Raw genomic sequence first — 23083 nt, forward strand, 5'->3', positions numbered from 1 at the left:
TCAGGCCAGTCGGTCGATGAGGGATTGGGCGATCTCACCTGCTCGGGTTGCGGTGTTGGACAGAAGCCCGGCACCGATGCCGTGCGAATGCTCGGCCCCCCCACCGTGCAGGTAGATGCCGCACCGCACCGTGTCGGATGTCAACACTTGGTAGTCGCGTTCCAGTTGCAGCCTGCCGTTCGCGTCCCACTTGCAGTCCGCGGCGAGATTCGCCAGCAGGGGGGTGGGATCCGTCGGCCGATATCCGGTGGCGTAGATCACGGCGTCCGCGTCCATGACCTCGGAAACGTTCGTCAGAAGGTGGTCCACCGTGAGCCGCACACCGTGTTCGTGCTCCTCCACCTGTTCGACGCGGGCGGTGTTGATGATGCGCAGTCTCCTGTGGCCGAGGACTTTCTCCTGGTAGAAGCGTCGATACAGCTCCTGGGCGAGCTCACTGTCCACCACTGAGTAGTTGGTGTTCCGGTGGTAGTTCAGCAGTGCCTCTCGTGCCGCCCCAGGCGCAGCGTAGAAGGTGTCCACAGCCTCCGGATCGAAGATCCGGTTCGTGAAAGGCGTGTCGTCGGCAGCGCTGTAGCCGTACCGTGAGAAGACAGCGCACACCTCGGTCCGCGTGAACCGCTGGTGCAGGTAATCGACGACTTCGGCGGCGCTCTGGCCCGCGCCGACCACAACGATCCTGCGTGGCCGGAGCCTCTTGATCCCGGGGATCCGATCAAGCAGTCTCTCGCTGTGCAGGATCCGTTCAGACTCGGTGACATCCGGTGGCAGGTGCGGCGTGAGACCGGTACCGATGACCACATTCCGAGCTCGATACGTGGAAAGACCCTCGCCTGTGCGGACCACGAGGTCGAGGTGCTTCACGAAACCGTCCGCGGCCACCGGCCGGATCGCCTCCACCACGGCCCCATAGGTGACGGGGGCCGACAGCCGCTCAGCGGCCCACTCGATGTAGTCGTGATACTCCATCCGCAACGGATACAGCGTCTTGCCATTGATGAAGTCCGGGAGACGGCCGACGGCATGCAGGTACGCCACAAAGCTGTAACCGCTGGTCGGGTTACGCATCGTGACGAGATCCTTGAGGAAGGACACCTGCAAGGTTGCGCCTTCAAGTAACATCCCTCGGTGCCATCCGAACCTCTCCTGCCGCTCGAAGAACATCTGGCGACCGGCACCAGGACCGTTTTCCTCCAGGGCGATGGCAAGCGCGAGGTTCGCGGGGCCGAATCCGCATCCGGCGATGTCAAGCACATCGTTGGGGGTAGACGCGACGATCGACATGTCAGAGCTCCTCAGTACTCTCGATCGATGGCGGGGCTTCGAACAGAGCTCTATGCAGGAAAGCCGCACGGAACGGTCCTCCCGCATACCGTGATTCGGCGCTCAGCGGCTGCCTTGCCCCGTCGGTCCGGAGCAGTTCACCGGTGAACCGGTACTCCGGATGGACCCCGTCCTTCGCCGGCGTGGTGACGCACTCGAGATCGATGACATCGCCGACGTCCACCTCGATCAGGTCCTCGGCGGCGAAGGGCACGTACACCGGCAACCAGTTCGTCACCGTGTCGAGGCTGTCCAGCAACGGCTGCCCCGGCGCGCACTGAAGGTTGAGCCACAGCAGTAGACCGTCGATCCGACCAGCGGTGATCACCTCCAATCTCGCCCGCGGGAAAGTGGAGGCGCCTTCGGTGAATCGGAGCTCCTCGACGGGGGCGTCGGTCGTCCGAAGGGCGCTCCGGTCCAGGCCCGCTACACAGAACCGCAGGTCGAAAAGCCCTCCGGCGGCTCGCATCACGCTTTCGACATAGTCGACGTACTCTGGGCGCACCGAGAACCGGCCGCCCAACAGATCCGTCAGGCATATCGCTGCCGCTCTGGTGCTCACAAAGGAGGGGATGACACGCCCACCCGGTTTGAGATGCCTGAACCGGACATCGGCGACGACGGCCGCCATCCCCTCGGCGCCACCGATGTTGCCGACCAGTTCCGCGATGCACAGATCAGCGCGCTCCGGCAGCGAAACGGCCGTCGCCTCACCCGCCAGCACCCGGATGTCGTACGGCCTGCCACGCGCCACTTCGGCAGCCAGCTCGGCGCTCTGCCGGTCGCTCTCCACCGCGTAGACGCGGGTCGCTCCGGACTCCGCCGCGAAGAGGCTCCACAGCAGGTCCGGTCCGCATCCCAGCTCGACGACGGTCGCCCGGCCGGCTTCCTGCACGATCGCCTCTCGGAACAGGCGGTTGCGCGGCCGGTCTTCGAGCATCGCGTAGTAGAGGTAGTCGTCGTACACGGGGTATTCGCCGACAGACGGCCACAGGTAAGGCGCGGAGTCCGATGCGCTCGCGCCGGAGACCCGGATCCGCGTCCGCTCGGACCCGACTCTGATGACCTTCCACCTCTGCCCGATCACGGACCGGCTCCTTCTCCCGCGTAGCGTCGGGCGGCGGCGCTGCGCCATAGGGATGACGATGGGCCCCAGGTCGCAGCCGCTCTGTACGCGATGCTGTACACGTCGGTGACCTGGACGTGGGAAGTCCCGGCCGCCCCATGGAGTTGAACCGCGACGTGGGCGTTCGCGACAGCCGCGTCCAGCGCCGACGCCAACGCCGTGAAGTTGAGATGCGAGACGTCCTCGCGGCATGCCGCCTCCCACGTCTCAAGCCGGGCGGTTTCGACCGTCACCGCCGCCCTGGCCACTTCGTGGGCGACCGCCTGCCGTTCCAGCAGCGGGCGACCACCGAGCAGTCGGCTCGCCGCCCGCGTCCGGGCGAGTTCGAGGGCCCGGCGGGCGACACCGACCAGGTATGCCGCCACCATCAACCGATCCCGGTCGAAGGCCCGCCGAACCTCGTCGGCTGTCCTGCTCGTCTCGAACCGGGGCTCGGAGACCTCGGACGAAGACCGGGACAGCACCCATGTCCAGGAACCCTGAGCATCGGAGACTCCACGCAGGAGCATCTCTCCAGGCCTCTGCTGTCCGTGCGCCGGCGACGAGCCGATCTCGGGAAGGTGCGTCCCCGCGTCGATCGAAAGCGTCTGGGCTCTGACATGCTCCAGCGCCTCGGACAGCATCTCTTCTTGTGCCGTGTTCCTCCAGAGGCCCAGCACGAGCAGGGCACTCCGAACGAACCGGGCGTCGCAGAGTTCCGCGCCGAGTTCCTCGAAAATGAGGCAGAACTCGGCCGGGCCGAACCCGAGTCCGTCGGCGCCGAGCGGTAGACCGAACTCGATGAAGCCGGCGGCGGTGAGCTTCTTCCAGACGTCATGTGGGTCTGCGGCCGTCACATCGGTGACCACATCCCGGATGAGACGACTCAGCACACGCTGAGCGTCGTTAGGCGTGGCGTCCATCATTCCTTCTCGGCGTTCTGCCCCATGGCGATCAGATCGAGCTGTAACTCGCGGGCGCCGCCGGAGACCGACAGCTCCGGAGCCTCCGCGAGGATCCGGCGCAGCGCATCGGCGAGTCTCTCGTCGCCCCGCTCCCGCACAGCCGCACCGAGCTCCAGCCCCATCCAGCGCGCCAGGTTCTGGGCGGCTTCACCACAAGTGAACTTCGAATAGGCGGAGGCCACTTCGTCCATCTCGAACCCTCGGGCGCCACCCACCGTGCGAAAGGCGAGGGCTCGGGCGTTGGCCACCGCACGCTCATGGCGCAGCAACTGCTCGCGGAGCACCTGCCGGCCCGCACTCTGGACCCCTCCGATCACCTCCTCGGCCGTACGGAGCCAGCGCTGCGCGCGACTGAGATAGTCGAAGCCCGCCCGCTCGAAGCTGATGGCGCGGATCAGTAGTGGCCACCCTCGGTGTTCGCGGCCGATGAGTGCGTCCCTCCCGACACGCACCCCGTCGAATTCGACCGTGAAATACGGATCACCAAGGAGCCGGGGAGCCGGTTCGACAGCGACCCCCGGTGTGTCGAAGGGGATGAGAAGGAAACTGATGCCGTCGTAGCGGTCACCGCCTCGACCGGTGCGGACCGAGCAGAGTCCGAAGGCGGACCAGTCGGCGTACAGATTCCATGCCTTCCGCCCCGTCACCCGGTAGCCGTCGCCATCGGGCGTCGCCCGGCTCTCGATGGCCGTGAGGTCACTGCCCGCTCCCGGCTCCGTGAGGAGCAGGCTGGCGAACGCGCGCCCCGCAGCGATCTCAGGCAGCCAGCGGCGCCGCTGGCTGTCCGTACCCGAGGTGAGGATCGAGCAACCCACTCCCTGAACCGTGACCAGATGCACTTCGTCGGGGAGTCCGGCAAGCCCGAGGCGTTCGGAGACAGCGGCGTGGGCTGTCAGCCCCAGACCGCGCCCGCCGTACTCCTCGGGGTAGTGAACGGCGATCAGGCGCCGTTCCCCCAGTCGAGCGAACAGTTCCTGCGGGGGGACGTCGTCGGCGCCGGCCAGAACCTCTTCGACCTCGTCAAGTAACCTCTGCACGCCGTCGTCGGCGGTGAACCGCATCCTCAGGCACCCACATCGGTGGTTCGATGTGCGCCGAAGGAGCGGCGCAGGCGAGCCAAGGGGTCGGTGATCTCCTCGCTTTCGACGGCCGCCTGGTGCCGGCAAGCCTCGATGACCCTGGCGGTGAAGTCACCGAGTACAGGATCCTCGAAAAGAGCCTTGACCCGCTGCGGCACGCCGGTCACCTGAGCGATGCGGCCGACCAGGTGCATCGCGCTCATGGAATCGCCACCCAGCTCGAAGAAGTCATCCGCGAGGGTGACGTTCGGCAGGCCCAGCAAGTCGGCCGTCAGCCTCAGCACCAGCGCCTCAACGTCATCACGCCGGGTGACCGGCCTCAGTTCGAGCTGCCGGTACTGCTCGAACGCATCGGCCAGCGCCCGTGCCCCCGCGCCGAAGTCCGCTTCGGGGCGCATCAGCGCGACCCGGAGGTAGCTCTCGCCCAGCGAACCGTCCGCCCAGAAGAACGGTGAGCCGGGCAGCACCGAGATTCCCTGAGAGATCAGCCAATCGCACAGTTCACCTGCCCGCCATCCCTCGGGCAGCCGTAACCAGGCGACGCTCATCGGCCCCTCCGCTGGGACGACCGCCACCTGGCTGTCCTTCAGAGCATGCTCCAGGACCTTGCGGTTGGCACGCCCCACGGCGCGGGAGCTCGTCTCTTCATCGACGTTCATGTATTCGTGGATCAGCGTGAAGATGAACGGAGACACGTTGAGCAGCAGATCATCGGTGATCTCCTGCAGGCGTGAGTGCAGCCTCGCGTCCGCCACCAACGACCCGATCTTCAGGTCCAGCGTCGGCCAGGTCTTCCCGGTGTCCTCGATGCCGATGTAGCGCAACCCGATGGACTCGAAGTACCCGTACTGGTCCCAGGCGGCCAGATGCCTGCTGAAGAAACGGAAGCTGAAATCCATGATCAGCAGGAGGTCGCGTTCACGACACTGATCCGCGATGGTTCGGATCACTTCTGGTGAGGGATCGAACCCGGTGGGGTTGTTGGGCACGACGAGGAAGACGGCGTCACAGTCGGCGTAGGAAGCGGGATCGGCCGGCTCGACGAAGATGTGCTCGCTGAGCGGTTCCAGCGGAACGCCGTGCCGCCGCAGGATCGCGGGGATGTTGTCGAAGGTCGGATGCAACAGGCCGACTCGTAGACCCTGCTCTCGGAGGTGGTTGGCCACGACCTCGATCGAGAGGGACGACGAGTAATGGTGCAGCGGCGGCCATTTACGCGTGAGCACACTGCTCTGCCCGGCTCGTCCGTAGAAAGTCTCCTCGAACCGGCGCTGCACCATCAACTGCGGTGCGGATTCGGCCTGCTCGTACAGCTCGGGCAACCTCGCCAGCATCCGTGACATCTCCGTGGTCTGAGCCTGCCTGGCGTGACCGTCGGCGAGATTGTGCTTGTTCATCAAGCCCTCCCACTCGTGCCGCGTCAAACTGTCCGCGACCTCCGTGGGCTGATCGGATGCGTCATGCGAAATCGCCATTGCCAAGACCTTTCACATCGTCAGTGGAGCTGCGGGGGCCGTGTGCCGACCCGGTCGCACGCACCGAAGCGGCGAGCGCGTGGCGATCGACCTTTCCGTGAGCGGTGAGAGGCAACTCGCTCACCATCTGCCAGCGACCGGGAATCATGTAGTCCGGGAGCCACGCGGACAGGAAGGATGACAGTTCGGTGCCCGAAGGTGCTCCCTCTCTGGCGGGCACGACGAATCCCGCCAGTCGGGTACCTGTCTCGCTGCCGTACGCGATGACCGCGGCGGCGGCGACCTTGGAGTGGGCCAGAAGCCGTGATTCGATCTCCCCCGGTTCCACCCGGAAGCCGCGCACTTTTATCTGATCGTCGGCTCTCCCGCAGAAGACGAGTTCACCCCGCTCGTTGATCATGCCCAGATCGCCGGTGCGGTACATGCGCTCACCGGGTTTCCCGGCGTAGGGATTCGGCAGAAATCGAGCGGCCGTCAGCCCGGGACGGTTCAGATATCCGCGCGCCACCCCGGCGCCGGCGATGTAGATCTCGCCGATCTCTCCTGGCGGTGATTCATCGAGATCCTCGTTCAGCAGGTGAACGCGCACGCCCCTGATGGGATGACCGATGGGCATCATGCTTCCCACGTCATGCCGGGCACACCGATGGACCGTGCTCCACACCGTGCCCTCGGTGGGACCGTATTCGTTGAACAGCTCGGTGTCGGGGGCGACCGCGAAGTGTCGTTGAGCGAGAGGAACGGGCAGCGCCTCCCCCGCCAGGATCGTGCAGCGGACCTCACTCAGCGCCTCAGGGTGGAACGCGAGAAGAGCCGCGTATTGGGAGGGGACCCCATCGACGTGAGTGGCCCGCTCTTCAACGATCAGCTTGGCTAGCAGAGCCGGGTCGAGCACCTCCTCGTCGGTCGGTACCACCAGCCGCCCTCCGGTGCTGAGAGTGAGGTACACGCCGGCGGCCGCCGCGTCGAAGGTGAACGGGGCGAGCATGAGGTAGGAGCTGCAGGGCCTGGGGAAAACGGTGAACCGGGCCAAGGTCGAGCCGACGATCTGCCGGTGCGGGGTGATGACCCCTTTGGGTGGGCCGGTCGACCCTGATGTGTATATGACATAGGCGGCGTTGTCCGGTGTGACCGAGGACGAAGGCGGCTCTGCGGTCGCCCGCTCATCGGCCGGGATCAGCCGGCCGGAAGGGATGCCCTGCAGCGCTCGGCGTGACCCGGCGAAGATGTCCACTTTGGCGTCGGCAACGATATGCCGTAACCGTTCCCGCGGTAGATTCGCGGCGAAAGGAACATAAGCGGCTCCCGACTTCAGCACGCCCAGCATTGCGACGAGCGCGTCGACTGAGCGATCGGCGGGCACGCCGACGAACGTCTCGGGGCCGGCTCCCACGCGCTGAAGCTCAAGCGCCAGATGGTTCGCCCGCTTCCATAGGTTCAGGTAGGAGACATCGACTCCGCCGATGGTAAGCGCCACGGCATCCGGAGTGCGCAGAACCTGTTCTTCGAACAGATGGTGTAGGCATGAGCTCACTGAGTGCGCCCCCTCTTTATCGGTCACCGTTCCTGACGCTCCGGGGACGCATATCCGTCCAGACCTCGTTTATGTGCTCGAGGCACTCGTCCTTCGTTCCGGTGAATCCTTCGCCATGCCACCCGGTAGGGATCTGCTTGCCGGACCGCCAGACGGAGTACTGCTCCTCGTCATTGACGACCACAAGATATTTGTCCACCGCTGCTCCTGCTTAAGTCAAACCTTCATCGATGCGTCAGGGAGTTGACAGGCATTGAAGGGAGGCGTTGGCCGCACAGGCCGATCGGACAGCAGAAATGCTGGAGCGATCGGTCTCGGGCGTGGACAACGCATTCCACCGGAAAATGGATCTCCGTATCCGGACCTTCCGCCGTGATCTGAGGTCGAGCAGATACGGAAGGCGGCCGGCTCGGCTCGATGTCCGAGCGAAGACTTCAACAGAGTTCATTCAAGCGGAGACTTCGATGGGCATGGAAGTGAAACCGAGAATAAAGTTCGAATGAAGCCTTGTCGGATCATCTTTGAGTTCGAAGTCGAGCCCACTCCGCAGCAGGGCCGTGAATGCTTCGTTGATCTCGGCGTTCCCGGCGCGGGCCCCGATGCAGCGGTGGATGCCGTACCCGAAGGACAGATGCCTGTTCGGGGTACGGGTGATATCGAATCGATCGGGCTCTGGGAACTGCTCGGGATCGCGATTCGCAGAGACATTCCACAGGGTGACCGCGTCACCGGCCGCTATCCGCGTATGGCGGACGACGGTGTCCCGTACCGCGATCCGCTGGACGTAGGCATTGGTCGAACTCCATCGGAGCATCTCCTCTATCGCTGTGGGAAGCAGTCCCGGATCGGCTCGGAGCCGATGCCATTCACCGGGGTTCTCCAGGAGAGCCAGGAACCCCGAACACGTGGTGTAGGAGGAGGTCTCGTTGCCTCCCACGGCAATGTTCATGCAGTTGTATATGATCTGGGAATCACTCATTCCCTCGCCGTTCACATCGGACCTCAGTAGCAGCCCGATGACGTCGTCGGTTGAATTCGCGCGACGTTCCTCGAGCAGGTCCGCGAAGAATTCGAGGATCTCGCTCTGAGCGTGAGCGAGCCGAATACGCTCGTCCCCGGAAAGGTCGGACAGCGCGGCGTCACGGTATCCGACCATCTTTCGCGTGAGGTCGACGATGTGCCGGGCGTCGTCATGGCCGATCCCGAACAGAGTCATCAGGGCCCCGATGGGCAGCAGGGGGGTGAACTCAAGTGCGAAATCGCATCCGCCGGCATCTCTGATGTTGATGACCGCACGGTTCAGGAGGACGCGGATCTGGTTCGCCATCCGATTCACCGTCGTCGGATTGAAGAGCGTTTGCATGGCGCGCCGCAGCATACGATGGCGGGGCAGATCGGATGCTACGAGCATCTCGCCCGAAGCCGTGTCCCCCCCTTTCCTGAATGATCCCCCGAGAATGGCACCGTGCGCCGAGCTGAAGACCTCATGATCATGGTAGGCCGCCAGAACGTCATCATATTTCGTCAACGCCCAGAATCCAGTGCCGTCCGCGCACGGGTTCCAGTAGACGGGTGACTCCTCGCGTAACCTCCGGAAGGCCTCGTGATGACGGTTCTCAGCGAACAGCCGGACATCGGTCAAGTCGACCGCGGTACTGACGGCGGTCACGTCCGGGCCGTCCGCATCGACGTTTCCAGCACCTTCGCGAGGTCACCGAGAACGGGTTTCTCAAGGATGTCCGAGAATTTCAATACGGCTCCCGCCTCTCGTTTCACCCTCTGCCGGACGCGGAGCGCCAGCATCGAGTTGCCGCCTAAAGCGAAGAAGTCATCTCTGGATCCCACGCTCTCCAACGCCAGTAGATCCGTCCAGATCTCTGCGAGCAGTCGCTCGCTGGGCCCCGTCGGCGGTTCATAATTGCTTTCGCGAGCGCGCTCCGCCTCCAATTGCGCCAGGAGCGCGTCGCGATCACGTTTGCCGTTTTCGGTGGCCGGGATTTTCGTCAGTATAATGATCTTGCTTGGAACCATATAATCCGGAAGCACGCGCTGCGCGAACGCTCGCAGCTCGCCGTGCTGTAACGCACCACGCCTGACGACGAAGGCGACCAACGTACGGTCCTGGCCTCTCCCGTGGGAAAGCACCGCCGCCTCGCGAACCTCCGGGTGCTGGCACAGCAGACGCTCAACCTCACCCGGTTCGACCCGATATCCTCTGATCTTTATCTGATCGTCGAACCGGCCGATGAAATCCAGATCACCATCCTGCCGTAGCCGGACCAGGTCTCCAGTCGCGTACATACGCGTACCGTCGGCTCGGAAGGGGTCTGGGAGGAAGCGCTCTGCGGTCAAGCCCTGATCCCCGAAGTAGCCTCGAGCCACGCCTGACCCGCCGATGTGCAACTGGCCGACCTCGCCGGCCTCAACGGATGTCAGGTCCTCATCGAGCACGTACAGGTGCACGCCGTCGATGGCCTTGCCGATCGGCACGCTGTCCGTCACCGGCCAAGGGCGGCGGATCTCGAACGCAGTGCACGCGGTCGTCGCCTCGGTGGGGCCGTAAAGATTGAGAAACCTTCCTGCGAAATCCCCGTCGAGCAGGTCCCGGCAGGTGTCAGCGAAGATCACATCACCGCCTGTGTGGAGGATCCTCAATGGAGAGAAAGCCTCTCGGTCCTCTCTCACTATGTGGTTGAGGGCCATGCTGGGAATCAGCATGGCGGATACCTTGAGCCGTCGAAGCGTGCGTTGCATATCAGACGCGAGCAGGTCGGGAAGCGCGGGCAGCACGACCACCTGCGCGGCCCGGGCGAATGCACACCAGGTTTCGTAATGAAACGCATCAAAAGAAACATTGGAGATTTGGCCGACCCGATCATTCTGGGTCAGCGCCGGCAACGCGCCGTTCCGGGCGAACGACACAATATTTCCGTGTTCAAGTATGGTTGCCTTAGGCTTTCCGGAGGAGCCGGAGGTGAACAGGACGCAGGCTGCGTTCTTCGCCTGCACGGGAACCGGAGGGAGCGACTCGTCGGATGCGGTGTCGCGAGGGGGGAGGGAGAGCACCTTCCTCGCGGAGACATCACCGATCCAGTCAGGTTCCGTGAGCACGATGTCCGCACCGCTGCCTTCGATCATCATGTCGCGCCGTGCAGGGGGATAGCGGGGATCGACGGCCACATAGGCGCCACCGGCTTTGAGAACACCGAGGATCCCCGCGAAGAGCCCCGCGCTACGCCGCAAGTAGAGTGCAACGCGGTCCTCCGGCCGGACCCCTACTTCGATCAACTGCCGGGCGACGGCATTCGAGGCTCTATCGAGTTCGCGATAATTAAGCTCGATCCGGTCGTCGCGGACCGCCTGTGCATCGGGCCGCCGCTGAACGGTCCCCGCCCAGAGGTCGATCAGGGTGCCAACCGCCTGAGGATTTCTGGAAGATTCCTTCATCATTCTCCTCGAAGACTCGGATCCCAGCTCAGCGGGATGCTTCCAGGGCCTCCAGGACGAGGCGTCGGGTACTTTCATCGGAAAGTAGACCGGTGCGGTCCGAATCGACCCGGACCGACTCCGTCAGGGCTGCACCCGGCCAAGAGCCGATGATGGCCTGCGAACGGGAGAGGAAGTTGGTCACTTTACCCTCCCATGCGGGGAAGTCGCTCCGGTAGGCGGCCACGAGATAAGCAGTCCAATCAAGGAAGGTGTTCACCAAGGAAACAGTTGCTTCCTCGATTTCGTCCTCGTTCGAGGCATCCCCATCCCACAGGGAGTCACTCGCGACATTTCGCCGGACCAAGGCGGTCAGATACTGTTCGGATAGTTTCAAGAAGGTGTCCGAGCGCTCGTCCAGAAGTTCGGCCTTCCACCATGGGGGAAGCGGGGCCGCGGCGGTCTCGACTGATTCGACCATCGAGCGGAACTCGGTTCCTATGGCCTGAGGGGTCGAAGGCTCCCCATCGAAGAGGAGCAAGCGCGCGCACCGGGTGCTCACCGCCGCCTCCTGTCCCAGCGGGGCGGCCATGCAGTAGGCCAGGATCGCGTGAACCCGCAGGTCCGGATCGGTGATCCTGGACATGGCCTCGGCTGCGTAGTCCTCCGATGAGACGGCACGAGGCAGCGGAGATCGCATGAGGTAGCGAACGTCGTAACCGGCCTCCTCCAGGCGGAGATCGGCGACACGAGCTTCGGATCGTCGTCCGGGATAATCGAATACCAGGATAACCGGGGGTGTCACAGACCGCCTCCGACCGCATTGTTCAACATCCCGGCGACAGCAGGCCGGTCATGGCTTCATGAATTCTGCGTGAAGAAATGGGCTCAGAATGCTGCGGGCCGAAAAATGGGAAACGGCTTGGACGGCAAGCCTCTGAACCGGCCGGCCCGCTTTCGAGGTGGAGGGAGAGGGGAATCCGGCTCGCTCTGGCTACCCGGCCTGCCGGGGCGCCTTTATGCGCTGCGCCAGCTTCCTCGGCGTCTTGGCGGCGAGCAGGTCTTGGAGTTTCGCCTCTATCCCCTGTTTCTGCAGGTCAGAAATGCACAGGACCCCCATGAACGAGGAGCCGCCCAGTGCGAAGAAGTCATCGTCCGGCCCGCAGGTGTCGCGCTTCAGTCTGGCCTTGAATACGTCAATGATCTGAGGCACCAAAGTCTCGTCGACTTCGCATTCCATGCCGTCAGATCCGATCGCCCCATAGGCAGGTTCTCTGCCGCTCAGATCGGTCACATATACCCCGGTGACAATAAAATTCGGAAAACGGCTTCAAGCGAAAGATTCTTCATGAATTCGCTTATCCTGGGAAGAGGATACGATGGCCGTCATCTGATCGTCAACCTCTAGTGGTCATGGAACCTTGATTGGCCGGACCTGCGCCTGCGAAAAACTTCATCCATGCAGTTCAAGTGGCATATGAGTACTCGCGGAGGACGCCGATGAGCCTGTGATGCCGCTCAAGTGAAAGCGACCTGGCCTGCTCTGGACGCGTCCATGGGCGTGGTGTGCGAGTTTCCCCAGCTAGTAGGCATGGCACCATGAAATGAGGATGGCCGTCGCGTACTCTTTCGCGATTGTCGGACATAATTCGTTCATAGGTTTCCGGACTCGCGTCAGTGTTGTGTGCCACGATTGATGCATGGCGAAGTTGGGGCGACGAGCCACTTATGGAGAGCGTCTGCAGGCATGCCGGCTGATCGAGAGCGGTAAACCGCCGGATCTGGTCGCCGAAATCCTAGGTTTCGGCCGCGCCACTGTCTTCGAGTGGCTGCGCGAATACCGCACGCACGGCCCCGACGGGCTGCGCACCAAGAGGACCCGCGGCCCGGCGGCCAAGCTGACCGACGCGCAGCTCGCACACCTGTACACGCTGATCGTCGGCACCGACCCGCGCCGACTGAGCTTCAGGTTCGCGCTGTGGACCCGGGCGATGGTGGCCGAGCTGATCCGCCGCGAGTTCAAGGTCAAGCTGTCGCCGGTGAGCGTCGGCCGCGTCCTGGCCAGGCTCGGTATGTCCCCACAACGCCCGTTGTATCGCGCCTACCAGCAGAACCCCGCCGCCGTGACCGAATGGAAGCAGCAGGCCTTCCCGGCCATCGCCGCCGAGGCCAGGCGGCTGGGCGCGGCGCTGTTCTTCGCCGGCGAGGCGGCGGTGCGCACCGACCACCGCGCGGGCGCCACTTGGGCGCCGCTCGGGCGCACCCCTGCGGTGGCCTTCACCGGAGCCCGGCGCTCGGTCATGATGATCTCTGCGGTCAGTCCCCGCGGTGAGCTGCGCTTTCAGCTGTTCGACCGAGGGCCGGATACCGATGCGTTCATCGGATTCTGCAAACGTCTGATCAGCGATGCCGGTCGGCCGGTGTTTTTGGTCGTCGACAATTCCTGCATCCACCGGGTCAGGAAGGCGGAGCGGTTCGTCGAAGCCAGCCAGGGCCGACTGTCGCTGTTCTTCCTGCCACCGTACTCGCCCGAGTTGAATCCGGACGAGTAGGTATGGAAGAACGTCAGGCACGATCGGATCGTCCGCGCCTCGGCTCGCAGCGTCGACGAGTTCGAGAACGAGGTCTTCCGTCCCCGGATGGTCTCGTGGTTCCGCAGGACTCCGTCCGCACCCGGTCGCGCAGCGTGTCCCCGTTGATTCCGGGATCCCGGGCGACGCGCGCGACGGGCCTGCCGGTCTCCTCGACGAGACGCGTCGCTCCGGCCCGGAACTCCGGACCAGAACGACGCCGCGTAGTGCCTGCCGCGACCGAACCTCTCGGTTCGATCTTCGCGTTAAAAGGGTGAACCCGCGGCGCGGGTTCACCCTTTTAACGCGATGTAAACGGTCAGACCTCGCTGATGGCCTTCTCCAGGATGGTCAGGCCCTCCTCCAGCAGGTGGTCGGGCATGACCAGCGGCGGCAGGAACCGCAGCACGTTGCCGTAGGTGCCGGCGGTCAGCACGAGCAGACCCTCGGCGTGGCACCGCTTGGCGATCTCGCCCGCCGCGGTGGGGTGCGGGTCCTTGGTGCCGGGGACGACCAGCTCGATGGCGATCATGGCGCCGCGGCCGCGCACGTCGCCGACCACCGGGTTGCGCTCGGCGAGGGCGCGCAGCCGGGGCAGCATGACCTCGCCGATGTGGCGGGCCCTGCCGACCAGGTCGTCGGCCTCGATGGTCTCGATCACGCCCAGCGCCGCCTCGCAGGCCAGCGGGTTGCCGCCGTAGGTGCCGCCCAGGCCGCCCGGGTGGACCTTGTCGAGCAGCTCGGCGCGGCCGGTGACGGCCGACAGCGGCAGGCCGCCCGCGATGCCCTTGGCGGTCACGATGATGTCCGGGACGATGCCCTCGTCCTCGCAGGCGAACAGGTTGCCGGTCCGGGCGAAGCCGGTCTGGACCTCGTCGGCGATGAAGACGATGCCGTTCTCGCGGCAGAACTCCACGATCCGCGGCAGGAAGCCCTTGGCGGGCTCGATGAAGCCGCCCTCGCCCGCGATGGGCTCGATCACCACGGCGGCCACGTTCTGCGCGCCGATCTGCTTGCTGATCTGGTCGATGGCCTGGGCCGCGGCCTCCTCGGCGCAGTTCTCGGGCCCCGTCGGCCAGCGGTAGGGGTAGGCCAGCGGCACCCGGTAGACCTCCGGGGCGAACGGCCCGAAACCATGCTTGTACGGCATGCTCTTGGCGGTCAGCGTCATGGTGAGCAGCGTCCGGCCGTGGTAGCCGTGGTCGAACACCACGACCGCGTCGCGCCCGGTGGCGCTGCGGGCGACCTTGACCGCGTTCTCCACGGCCTCGGCGCCGCTGTTGAGGAGGAAGGTCCGCTTCTCGTGGTCGCCGGGGGTCAGCGCGTTGAGCTTCTCGCAGACCTCGACGTACGACTCGTACGGCGTGACCATGAAACAGGTGTGGGTGAAGTCGGCGACCTGCCGGGTGACCCGCTCGACCACGCGCGGAGCCGCGTTGCCGACGCTGGTCACCGCGATGCCGGAGCCGAAGTCGATGAGGGAGTTGCCGTCCGCGTCCACGACGACACCGCCACCGGCGTGCGTCACGAAGACCGGCAGGGTGGTGCCGATGCCCTGGGGGACGGAGGCCTGCTTGCGGGCGAACATCTCGCGCGACTTGGGGCCGGGGATCTCGGTGACGACCCGGCGCTCCTGGGGAAGCGAGGGGCCGCCCTGGGTGACGGTGCTCATAGTGCGAAGGTATGTCGCGTCCGTCGGTGTGCTGATGATGCACTATGGCAAAATTGCGAAGAGCGTACTGGACGTAACGTACAAACCGGAGGTAGACCGTGGCGCCGACGCTCCGCACCGTCGTGCGGCGCCTGCCGCTCCGGCTCGGCGTGCTCGCCGGCCACGACGGCCTCGACCGTCCGGTGAGCTGGGTCGCGGTCAGCGAACTGGAGGACCCGACGCCCTTCCTGGAGGGCGGCGAACTGGTGCTGACCACCGGCATGCGCCTGGACGCGGACAACGCCGCGCCGTACGTCGCCCGGCTGGTCGGCAAGGGCGTCACCGGCCTCGGGCTCGGCGTCGGCCTGGGGCACGAGACGGTCCCCGCCGAGCTGGTGGCCGCGGCGGCGCGGGCCGGGCTGCCGCTCGTCGAGGTGCCCCGCGACACGCCCTTCGTCGCCATCAGCAAGCTGGTCAGCGACCTGATCGCGGCCGAGCAGTACGACGAGATCAGCCGCGCCTTCGCCGCGCAGGGGCGCCTCACCCGCGCCGCGCTGCGCCCCGAGGGCCGCGCGCGGTCATCGACCGCCTGGCCCGCGAGCTCGGCGGCTGGGCCGTCCTGCTCGATGAGACCGGAGCCGTACGGCACGCCACCGGCCGGGGCGCCTCCCGGGTCGCCGCCCTCCGCCCCGAGCTGGAACGCCTCCGCAAGACCCCCGGGGGCGGCGCGCCCGCGAGCCTGTCGCTGTCCACGCCGGGGGAGTACGTCGTCGTGCAGCCGCTCGGCGCCCGCCGGGTCAGGGGCTTCTTCGCCGTCGGCCTGGAGCGGCCGTTCACCCCGGTCGCGCACACCGTGGTCAATGCCGCCGGCTCGCTGCTGACTCTCGCCGTCGAGCACGGCCGGGAGCACCTGGCCGCCGAGCGGCGGGTCCGCTCGGCGGTGCTCGGGCTGCTGCTCGCCGGGCAGGCGCAGGCCGGGGTCGAGGCACTGGAACGGCTGGGCGACGGGCTGCCGGACGGGCCGCTGAGCGTGCTCTGCGCGGCCGGCGACATCGAGGCGGCGCTGGAGGCCGCCGGGTCCGAGTTCGCCGCCCCCCTCGACGGCCGGACGGTGGTCGTCGTGGCCGGGGACCGCGCGGAGGAGGTCGCCGCGGCGCTGGCCGAGCACGGCCCGGTCGGGATCGGCGCCCCGGTCGCCCTCGACGACCTGCGCGCCGGGCTCGACCAGGCCGACCAGGCGCTCGCCGCCGCCCGGCGCGGCTCGGCCGGGGTCATGCGCTTCGCCGACCTCGCCGGCCAGGGCCTGCTCGCCCTGCTCGACCCGGAGGCGAGCGCGGCGTTCGCCACGGCGCTGCTCGCCCCCCTGCGCGAGTACGGCTCGCGCGCCGACCTGCTGGAGTCGCTGCGCGCCTACCTCGCCTGCAACGGTCACTGGGACGCGGCGGCGCAGCGGCTCGGCGTGCACCGGCACACCCTGCGCTACCGCATGCGCCGGGTCGCCGAGCTCCTCGGCCGTGACCTCGACGACCCGGCGGCCCGCGCCGAGCTGTGGGTCGCGCTGACCGTCGCGGGCTGACCGCCGCGGATCCGCCGGCCGGGACGCGGGACGGTCACGACAGGCCGGGCGGCCCCGGGCGGATCGGGTCAGGGCCGGGCGGGCGGCCGGTAGACCAGGGATGGTCGGGAGGTCGGGGACGGTCAGGGCGCCCGGGAGATCAGGGCCGGTCGGCGAGGTAGCGGGAGATGGTGGCGTAGGTGACGGTCTGGTAGGTGTGGCCGTCGCGCAGGTGCCCGGCGCGTTCCAGGCCGATCGCGCCCTGGGCCGCCGCCCACAGGGCGTCGGCGATCTTCCTGGGCTGGGTCGGGATGAGGTAGCCCGCCGAGATGCAGTCGGCGATCACCCGGTCCAGGACGTTCAGCGCCGCCCTGGCGAGGGTCCTGGCCCGCTCGCTCGGCGCGAAGCCGGGAATGGCCCGCTCGAACATCAGCGCGTAGTACCCGGGCTCGGCGAGCGCGGCCTCCCGGTAGGCGGGGCCGAGCGCGGTCAGGTGCTCCAGCGCGTTGCGGTGCGGCGGCACCGCCTCCAGCCGTCGCCGGAACCGCTCGAAGCCCTCCAGGTACAGGGCCTCGGCCAGGCCCTCCTTGCTGCCGAACATGGTGTAGATGACGGTCGTCGAGCACCCGGCCTCGGCGGCGATACGGCGCATCGACAGGCTCTCCGGGCCGACGGTGATCAGAAGCTGGCTGGCCACGTCGAGCAGCCTGCCGCGCAGTTCGTCCTGGCCGGCGCGCTCGCCGATCAGGTAGGCGCCCTGAAGGCCGCGTGGCGCCGTAGAGGTCATGCGACCATGCCCTTCCGCTCTCGGGTGGTGGCGATCGGTGACGTGATCGGGGCCGCGCTCCGTGGAACAGGTGCCATCTCAGAAATATCCATAATTGGCCCTGTTTCCGTTACAGGCAGAGAGCGAGATATTTTTATGCGTAACGGCGCGACGGCGCAAGGGTCTTGTGCATGGTGGAGTAACACCGTCCCAGGGACCGTGACATAGCGTCTGATCCATGGACGTGCGCCCCTTCTGGCTCGCCGGCCGCCCCGCCACGGGGGACGCCGAGCTCACCGTGACCAACTCCCATGACGGCCGTGTCGTCGGCGTCTGCTCCGTGCCGACCCCCGAGCAGGTCGAGGAGGCCGTCGCCGCGGCCGACGCCGTACGCAAGCAGGCCGCCGCGCTGCCCCTCCACGTGCGGGCCGCGGCCCTCACCCACGTCGTGCGCCGCCTGACCGAGCGGGCCGAGGAGATCGCCCGGCTCATCATGGAGGAGAACGGCAAGCCCATCTTCTGGGCCCGCGGCGAGGTCGGCCGCGCCATCTCCACCTTCCAGTTCGCCGCCGAGGAGGCCCGCCGCCTCAACGGCGAGACCGTGCGCCTGGACACCGAGGCCGCCTCCGCGGGCCGCCTCGCCTACGTCTCCCGCGTCCCGCACGGCCCGGTCCTGGCGATCACCCCGTTCAACTTCCCGCTGAACCTGGTGGCTCACAAGGTCGCCCCGGCCATCGCGGTCGGCGCCCCGATCATCGTCAAGCCCGCCCCGGCGACGCCGCTGTCGTCCCTGGTGCTGGGGGAGATCCTGGCCGAGACAGACCTGCCCGCGGGCATGTTCTCCGTCCTGCCCGTCCCGAACGACCGCGCCTCCGCCCTCGTCGAGGACCCGCGCCTGCCGGTCGTCTCCTTCACCGGGTCCGGGCCGGTCGGCTACGCCATCATGGACCAGGTGCCGCGCAAGCACGTCACGCTGGAACTGGGCGGCAACGCCGCGGCCGTCGTGCTCGCCGACGCCGACCTCGACTGGGCCGCCTCCCGGACGGCGCTGTTCTCCAACTACCAGGCCGGGCAGAGCTGCATCTCGGTCCAGCGGGTCATCGTCGAGGAGCAGGTGAGCGAGGCGTTCCTCGCCAAGCTGATCCCGGCCGTGGAGGCCCTGGTCACCGGCGACCCCGCCGACGAGAAGACCCAGGTCGGGCCGCTCGTCTCCGTCGAGGCCGCCGAGCGCGTCGAGAGCTGGGTCAAGGAGGCCGTCGCGGCCGGCGCCCGGCTGCTGACCGGCGGCACCCGCGACGGCGCCACCGTCGCCCCGACCGTCCTCGCCGACGTGCCGCGCGACACCAAGCTCGGCTGCGAGGAGGTCTTCGGCCCGGTCATGACCGTCCAGACCGTCTCCGGCGTCGACGAGGCGTTCGCCGCGGTCAACGACTCCAGGTACGGCCTGCAGGCCGGGGTGTTCACCCGCAACTTCGACATCGCCTTCCGCGCCAACCGGGAGCTGGAGGTCGGCGGCGTGATCATCGGTGACGTCCCGTCCTACCGCGCCGACCAGATGCCCTACGGCGGCGTCAAGGACTCCGGCGTCGGCCGCGAGGGCGTCCGCTCGGCCATGGAGGACCTCACCTACGAGAAGGTCATGGTCCTCACCGGTCTGTCCTCTCTCTGACGGAGGCCGCCGGGCCGGTCCGACCCGTCCCCGCTCTCCGAGCCGTCTCACCGCGCGGCCCGCGACCCCACCCCGGGGCCGCGGGCCGCGCGCTTTGCGGCCGCCCCGCCGTCAGGACCGTTCGGCGACGGTGTGCAGGTCCCTGATGGTGCTCCCGAAGTAGGGGCCGTACATCGTGCCGTGGTCGTCGCTGTACTTGAAGCTGCTCACCGACGTGATCGTGCCGCGGCCGGTGACGGCGTCGAAGCCGGTCAGCCAGGGGCCGCCGCTGGAGCCGGCGGTCATGTCGCAGCGCATGCCCTGGTCGGCGGTCTGCTCGTGCGGGTCGTCGTGCACGGGGCCGGCGCAGTAGACCAGCTGCTCGCCGTCGTAGGGGGCGTCGGCGGGGAAGCCGAAGCCGTGGGCCGGGCGGCCCCGGGGGGCGCCGAAGGCGATCTCCTGGGCCCCCACCACGTCGCCGAGGTGCCTGCCGTTCCTGGTGTTCAGCGCCACCATGCCCACGTCGTAGCTGTCGTCGGCGCCGCGCGCCCAGGGACCGGCGACGAACATGCGGCGGGCGGTGAACTGCCCGTACGGCTGCCGCCCCCGGTCGTAACCGGGCACGAAGACCCAGTTGTCCGCCCAGGCGCCGGCGCCGTCCTTGACGCAGTGCCCGGCGGTCACCACCAGGTCGCGGTTGGCGCTCCGGACGGAGCCGGCCGAGCACACGTAGTCGACGCCGCCGACGGTGAGGAAGACCCGCCCCGTGGTCTGGGCGACCGAGCCGCCGGTGACCCAGCGGGCCCCGGTGACCGGGGCGGCCCGCCGGTTTCCGGCCGCGGGCGCGGCCAGCCGCTCGGTCGCGGCGGCCGGGCGCCCGTGCGCGGAAACGGCCCGGCGGTCGCCCCCGGCGGCCAGAGCGGCGGGAAGGCCCTTCACAGCGGGAGCGGCCGGGCGGTCGTCGCCGGCGGCGGCGCGCCGGCCGCCCAGCAGCCCCGTCACCTTCCCGAGCACGCCGATCGGGACGGCCGCCGCCATCCGTTGCGGGGTCCAGTAGCCGAGCACCCGCCGACGGCCGGGCGAGTCGTCCGCGGCCGCGTGCTCCACCACGTCGGCGACGCCGGCCGCGACCGGCGCGATCGGCGCGATCGGCGCGACCGGACCGGCCGCGCCGGGCAGACCGTTCGCGCCGTTCGCGCCGGTCACGTCCGCGGGGTGGGCCCGGTGGGCGGCGGCGGCCGGGCCCGCCCGGCCGGTTCCGGGGGGCGCCGCGTCGGTCACGGGACGGGCCGCGGGGCCGCCGACGAGCCCGGCGACGAGCGCGGCACCCGCAAGCAGGGGGAGGCTTGAGGTCATGAGACCCGATTTTGCACTACGTGGTGTGTCGTTGTGACTACTTTCGGTCAATGCGGCATGGTGGCGCGCCGCTCCCGGCGGCCCGGACGGCCCCGCGATCCGGCCCGGTGAGGGGACGGGTCCAGGGCCCGTCCCTCAGGGCGCGGTCGCTCCCTGGGCGGCCTCGTAGACGTCGCGGGCCTCGGCGCCGAAGTACGGGCCGAACATCCATCCGCCGGCGAAGCCGTACTTGAAGCTGTTGACGGAGTTCACCGTGCCCAGCCCGGTGCTCTCGTCGAAGCCGGTGAACCACGGGCCGCCGCTCGACCCGCCGTTCATGGTGCAGTTCAGGCCGATGTCGCGGGACATCATGAAGTCGTCGAACGTCTGGCCGGCGCAGTAGACCAGCTTGGAACCGTCGTAGGGAGCGGCGGCGGGGTAGCCGAAGGCGTGCATCCGCTGACTGCGGGGCTGGTTGAAGGAGACGCCCTGCCCGCCGACGACGTCGGTCAGCGACCTGCCGTCCAGCGGGGCCACCACGGCGGCGGCCACGTCGTAGTTGACGTCCTCGCCGTTGTTCCACTGAGGGGTGGTGTAGAGGGCGGTCGCCACCCAGGTGCCGTACGGGCGCCGGCCGTTCGCGTAGCCGGGGACGAACACCCAGTTGGTGTGGAAGGCGCCGCCCATCCGCACGCAGTGCCCGGCGGTGATCACCGTGCTCTCGTTGTCGCCGGTGACGGCGGTGGCCGAGCAGGAGGCGTTGCGGCCCTGGTAGGTGAAGAACACCCGCCCGGCGGACCTGGTCACCGCCCCGCCGCGGGTCCACGCGGCTCCGCTGGACGTGCGCGCCGCCGCGGCGGCGGCGGGCGTCGCGGTCTCGCCCCCGGGCGGGTGGCCGGGATCTCGACCGGGTCGGCCGCGGCCTGCGCGGCGGTCGCGGCCGCGGTGAGCCGGACGCCCTCCTTTCTGGGCGCGAGCGCGTCGAGCGGCTTGGCGGACTCCATCTTCGCCTCGGTCCAGTAGCGGCGGACGGCGAGCTGCTCGCTCCGGGTGTCGGCGGCCTCCTTCTCGACCGGCTCCGGGGTGGTCTTCGCCGCGGCGGCGTGCGCGGCGGGTCGCGAGGCGGCCCGCGCCGCGGCGGCGCCGGGTGCGGCCGCCGCCGATGCGCCGTGGGCGAACGCCGCGGGCAGCAGGACGCTGCCCGCGGCGAGCGTGAGGGTGGGGACCAGACGTGCCGTACGGCGCATTTCTCTACCTCCGAAAAACCTGAACGATGGGTCGGGAAGCTAGTGCGCCACATGTATGCATTTCTCAAGATTTACGAGTATTGCTATATTTAAATCCGGACTTAAATCTCGCTTTTTATCGCCCGCCTCCCACGTTCCGCGGAACCGGCCGCCGGCGCGGGCGCGACCGGTGGGCGGGAGCCGCGAGAATGGGGCCGTGGACCCAGACATGACACGCTCCGTCGTCCTGCTCGGCTCGACCGGCTCCATCGGAACCCAGTCCCTCGACGTCATCGCCCGCAACCCGGGCGGGTTCCGGGTCGCCGCGCTCGCCGCCGGGGGCGCCCGCGTCGACCTGCTGGCCCGCCAGGCGGCCGAGTTCCGGCCCGAGGCGGTGGCCGTCGCCGACCCCGCGGCCGTCCCCGCGCTGCGCGAGGCCCTGTCCGCGCTCGGCGTGACCGCGAAGGTCCTCGCCGGGCCCGAGGGCGTCGCCGAGGTCGCGGCCTGGCCGTCCGACATGGTGCTCAACGGCATCACCGGCGCGCTGGGGCTGACCTCGACGCTGGCGGCGCTGAAGGCGGGCCGCACGCTGGCCCTCGCCAACAAGGAGTCCCTGATCGTCGGAGGCCCGCTGGTCAAGCGCCTGGCCGGGCCGGGACAACTGATCCCGGTCGACTCCGAGCACAGCGCGCTCGCCCAGTGCCTGTGGGCGGCGAGCCCCACCGGCCACGACCCCTCGGCCGTACGCCGGCTGATCGTCACCGCGAGCGGCGGCCCCTTCCGCGGCAGGCCGCGCGCCGAGCTCACCGGGGTCACCCCGGAGCAGGCGCTGGCCCACCCGACCTGGTCGATGGGGCCGGTCATCACCGTGAACTCCGCCACGCTGGTCAACAAGGGACTGGAGGTCATCGAGGCGCACCTGCTGTTCGACATCGGCTTCGACCGCATCACCGTCGTGGTCCACCCGCAGTCGATGATCCACTCCATGGTCGAGTTCACCGACGGCTCGGTCGTCGCCCAGGCCAGCCCGCCCGACATGCGGCTGCCGATCTCCCTCGCCCTGGGCTGGCCCGGCCGGGTCGCCGGCGCCGCCTCCCCGGTCGACTGGACCCGCGCCCACACCTGGACCTTCGAGCCGCTCGACGACGAGGCGTTCCCCGCCGTCGCGCTGGCCCGGCACGTCGGTGAGGCCGGCGGCACCGCCCCGGCCGTCTACAACGCCGCGAACGAGGTCTGCGTGGAGGCGTTCCTGGCCGGCCGGCTGCCGTTCCCCGGCATCGTCGACACCGTGGCCGCGGTGGTCGCCGAGCACACCGTCACCGAGGCCGGTTCGGTCGAGGAGGTGCTCGCCGCCGACACCTGGGCGCGGGTTCGTGCCCGGGAGCTCACCGGTGCTGCCTAAACTGTGAACGCCGTCGACTTTCA

At 68.1% G+C, this 23083-nt stretch carries 21 protein-coding genes; 5 read left to right on the top strand and 16 right to left on the bottom strand.

Features of this window, described 5'->3' with window-relative positions; genetic code table 11:
• The 11 genes from ACQP10_RS08975 to ACQP10_RS09025 all read right to left on the bottom strand — a co-directional run bounded on the left by ACQP10_RS08975 (window position 1) and on the right by ACQP10_RS09025 (window position 12201).
• Complete coding sequence (locus ACQP10_RS08975; RefSeq protein WP_433541199.1) at window positions 1-1284, bottom strand: lysine N(6)-hydroxylase/L-ornithine N(5)-oxygenase family protein; 1284 nt, start codon at window positions 1282-1284, stop codon at window positions 1-3.
• 1 nt (window position 1285) lies between these two features.
• Window positions 1286-2410 carry a class I SAM-dependent methyltransferase gene (locus tag ACQP10_RS08980; RefSeq protein ID WP_346020811.1) on the bottom strand — a complete coding sequence of 375 codons (1125 nt, stop codon included), beginning with the start codon at window positions 2408-2410 and terminating at the stop codon, window positions 1286-1288.
• The gene (locus tag ACQP10_RS08985; protein ID WP_346020810.1) at window positions 2407-3354 is read right to left on the bottom strand and encodes an acyl-CoA dehydrogenase; all 948 of its coding nucleotides are present in this window, start codon (window positions 3352-3354) and stop codon (window positions 2407-2409) included. Before ACQP10_RS08985 ends, ACQP10_RS08980 begins: the two co-directional genes overlap by 4 nt.
• Entirely contained in the window at window positions 3351-4454 is a 1104-nt protein-coding gene (locus ACQP10_RS08990) for an acyl-CoA dehydrogenase family protein (protein ID WP_346020809.1), read from the bottom strand. The genes ACQP10_RS08985 and ACQP10_RS08990 overlap by 4 nt, the downstream gene beginning before the upstream one ends.
• A 2-nt stretch (window positions 4455-4456) precedes the next feature.
• Window positions 4457-5869 (bottom strand): pyridoxal phosphate-dependent aminotransferase, encoded by a 1413-nt coding sequence (locus ACQP10_RS08995; protein ID WP_346020808.1) that lies wholly within the window; start codon window positions 5867-5869, stop codon window positions 4457-4459.
• Window positions 5870-5930: 61 nt separating this feature from the next.
• The gene (locus ACQP10_RS09000) at window positions 5931-7508 is read right to left on the bottom strand and encodes an amino acid adenylation domain-containing protein (RefSeq protein ID WP_433541200.1); all 1578 of its coding nucleotides are present in this window, start codon (window positions 7506-7508) and stop codon (window positions 5931-5933) included.
• Window positions 7498-7680 (bottom strand): MbtH family protein, encoded by a 183-nt coding sequence (locus tag ACQP10_RS09005; RefSeq protein ID WP_433541201.1) that lies wholly within the window; start codon window positions 7678-7680, stop codon window positions 7498-7500. Before ACQP10_RS09005 ends, ACQP10_RS09000 begins: the two co-directional genes overlap by 11 nt.
• A gap of 249 nt (window positions 7681-7929) precedes the next feature.
• Window positions 7930-9150, bottom strand: coding sequence for a cytochrome P450 (locus tag ACQP10_RS09010; RefSeq protein ID WP_433541202.1), 1221 nt, complete (start codon window positions 9148-9150; stop codon window positions 7930-7932).
• Complete coding sequence (locus ACQP10_RS09015) at window positions 9147-10928, bottom strand: non-ribosomal peptide synthetase (protein ID WP_433541203.1); 1782 nt, start codon at window positions 10926-10928, stop codon at window positions 9147-9149. The genes ACQP10_RS09010 and ACQP10_RS09015 overlap by 4 nt, the downstream gene beginning before the upstream one ends.
• A gap of 28 nt (window positions 10929-10956) precedes the next feature.
• On the bottom strand, window positions 10957-11553 hold the full coding sequence (locus tag ACQP10_RS09020) for a hypothetical protein (RefSeq protein ID WP_399499781.1): 597 nt from the start codon (window positions 11551-11553) through the stop codon (window positions 10957-10959).
• Between the two features lie 348 nt (window positions 11554-11901).
• The gene (locus ACQP10_RS09025) at window positions 11902-12201 is read right to left on the bottom strand and encodes a phosphopantetheine-binding protein (RefSeq protein ID WP_346020803.1); all 300 of its coding nucleotides are present in this window, start codon (window positions 12199-12201) and stop codon (window positions 11902-11904) included.
• 406 nt (window positions 12202-12607) lie between these two features.
• Between ACQP10_RS09025 and ACQP10_RS09030 the strand changes: the two genes are divergently transcribed.
• The gene (locus ACQP10_RS09030; protein WP_433541204.1) at window positions 12608-13459 is read left to right on the top strand and encodes an IS630 family transposase; all 852 of its coding nucleotides are present in this window, start codon (window positions 12608-12610) and stop codon (window positions 13457-13459) included.
• A 337-nt stretch (window positions 13460-13796) separates the two neighbouring features.
• Here ACQP10_RS09030 and gabT read toward each other — a convergent pair whose 3' ends face one another.
• Window positions 13797-15149 (bottom strand): 4-aminobutyrate--2-oxoglutarate transaminase, encoded by a 1353-nt coding sequence (gabT, locus tag ACQP10_RS09035; protein ID WP_179819024.1) that lies wholly within the window; start codon window positions 15147-15149, stop codon window positions 13797-13799.
• 98 nt (window positions 15150-15247) lie between these two features.
• On the opposite strand from gabT, the gene ACQP10_RS09040 reads away from it, so the two are divergent.
• Both ACQP10_RS09040 and ACQP10_RS09045 read left to right on the top strand, forming a co-directional pair.
• A complete protein-coding gene (locus tag ACQP10_RS09040) occupies window positions 15248-16009 on the top strand; it encodes a PucR family transcriptional regulator ligand-binding domain-containing protein (RefSeq protein ID WP_433541205.1) in 762 nt (253 codons plus the stop codon).
• Window positions 15901-16704: a PucR family transcriptional regulator gene (locus tag ACQP10_RS09045; RefSeq protein WP_433541206.1), complete on the top strand. Its 804-nt coding sequence runs from the start codon at window positions 15901-15903 to the stop codon at window positions 16702-16704. The genes ACQP10_RS09040 and ACQP10_RS09045 overlap by 109 nt, the downstream gene beginning before the upstream one ends.
• Window positions 16705-16843: 139 nt before the next feature.
• On the opposite strand, the gene ACQP10_RS09050 is transcribed toward ACQP10_RS09045, so the two are convergent.
• Window positions 16844-17470: a TetR/AcrR family transcriptional regulator gene (locus tag ACQP10_RS09050; RefSeq protein ID WP_179819022.1), complete on the bottom strand. Its 627-nt coding sequence runs from the start codon at window positions 17468-17470 to the stop codon at window positions 16844-16846.
• Window positions 17471-17687: 217 nt separating this feature from the next.
• Between ACQP10_RS09050 and ACQP10_RS09055 the strand changes: the two genes are divergently transcribed.
• Window positions 17688-19118 carry an aldehyde dehydrogenase family protein gene (locus ACQP10_RS09055; RefSeq protein WP_433541207.1) on the top strand — a complete coding sequence of 477 codons (1431 nt, stop codon included), beginning with the start codon at window positions 17688-17690 and terminating at the stop codon, window positions 19116-19118.
• A 111-nt stretch (window positions 19119-19229) separates the two neighbouring features.
• Here ACQP10_RS09055 and ACQP10_RS09060 read toward each other — a convergent pair whose 3' ends face one another.
• From ACQP10_RS09060 to ACQP10_RS09070, 3 genes are all read right to left on the bottom strand, one after another.
• Entirely contained in the window at window positions 19230-20453 is a 1224-nt protein-coding gene (locus ACQP10_RS09060; protein WP_433541208.1) for a hypothetical protein, read from the bottom strand.
• Between the two features lie 135 nt (window positions 20454-20588).
• Entirely contained in the window at window positions 20589-21239 is a 651-nt protein-coding gene (locus tag ACQP10_RS09065; RefSeq protein WP_433541209.1) for a trypsin-like serine peptidase, read from the bottom strand.
• Window positions 21236-21679 carry a hypothetical protein gene (locus ACQP10_RS09070; protein ID WP_433541210.1) on the bottom strand — a complete coding sequence of 148 codons (444 nt, stop codon included), beginning with the start codon at window positions 21677-21679 and terminating at the stop codon, window positions 21236-21238. Before ACQP10_RS09070 ends, ACQP10_RS09065 begins: the two co-directional genes overlap by 4 nt.
• 208 nt (window positions 21680-21887) lie before the next feature.
• Between ACQP10_RS09070 and dxr the strand changes: the two genes are divergently transcribed.
• Complete coding sequence (gene dxr / locus ACQP10_RS09075) at window positions 21888-23060, top strand: 1-deoxy-D-xylulose-5-phosphate reductoisomerase (RefSeq protein WP_433541211.1); 1173 nt, start codon at window positions 21888-21890, stop codon at window positions 23058-23060.
• Window positions 23061-23083 lie beyond the last annotated feature (23 nt).

Origin of the sequence: Streptosporangium sandarakinum (assembly GCF_050942225.1) — a bacterium.
Taxonomy (GTDB): domain Bacteria; phylum Actinomycetota; class Actinomycetes; order Streptosporangiales; family Streptosporangiaceae; genus Streptosporangium; species Streptosporangium nondiastaticum.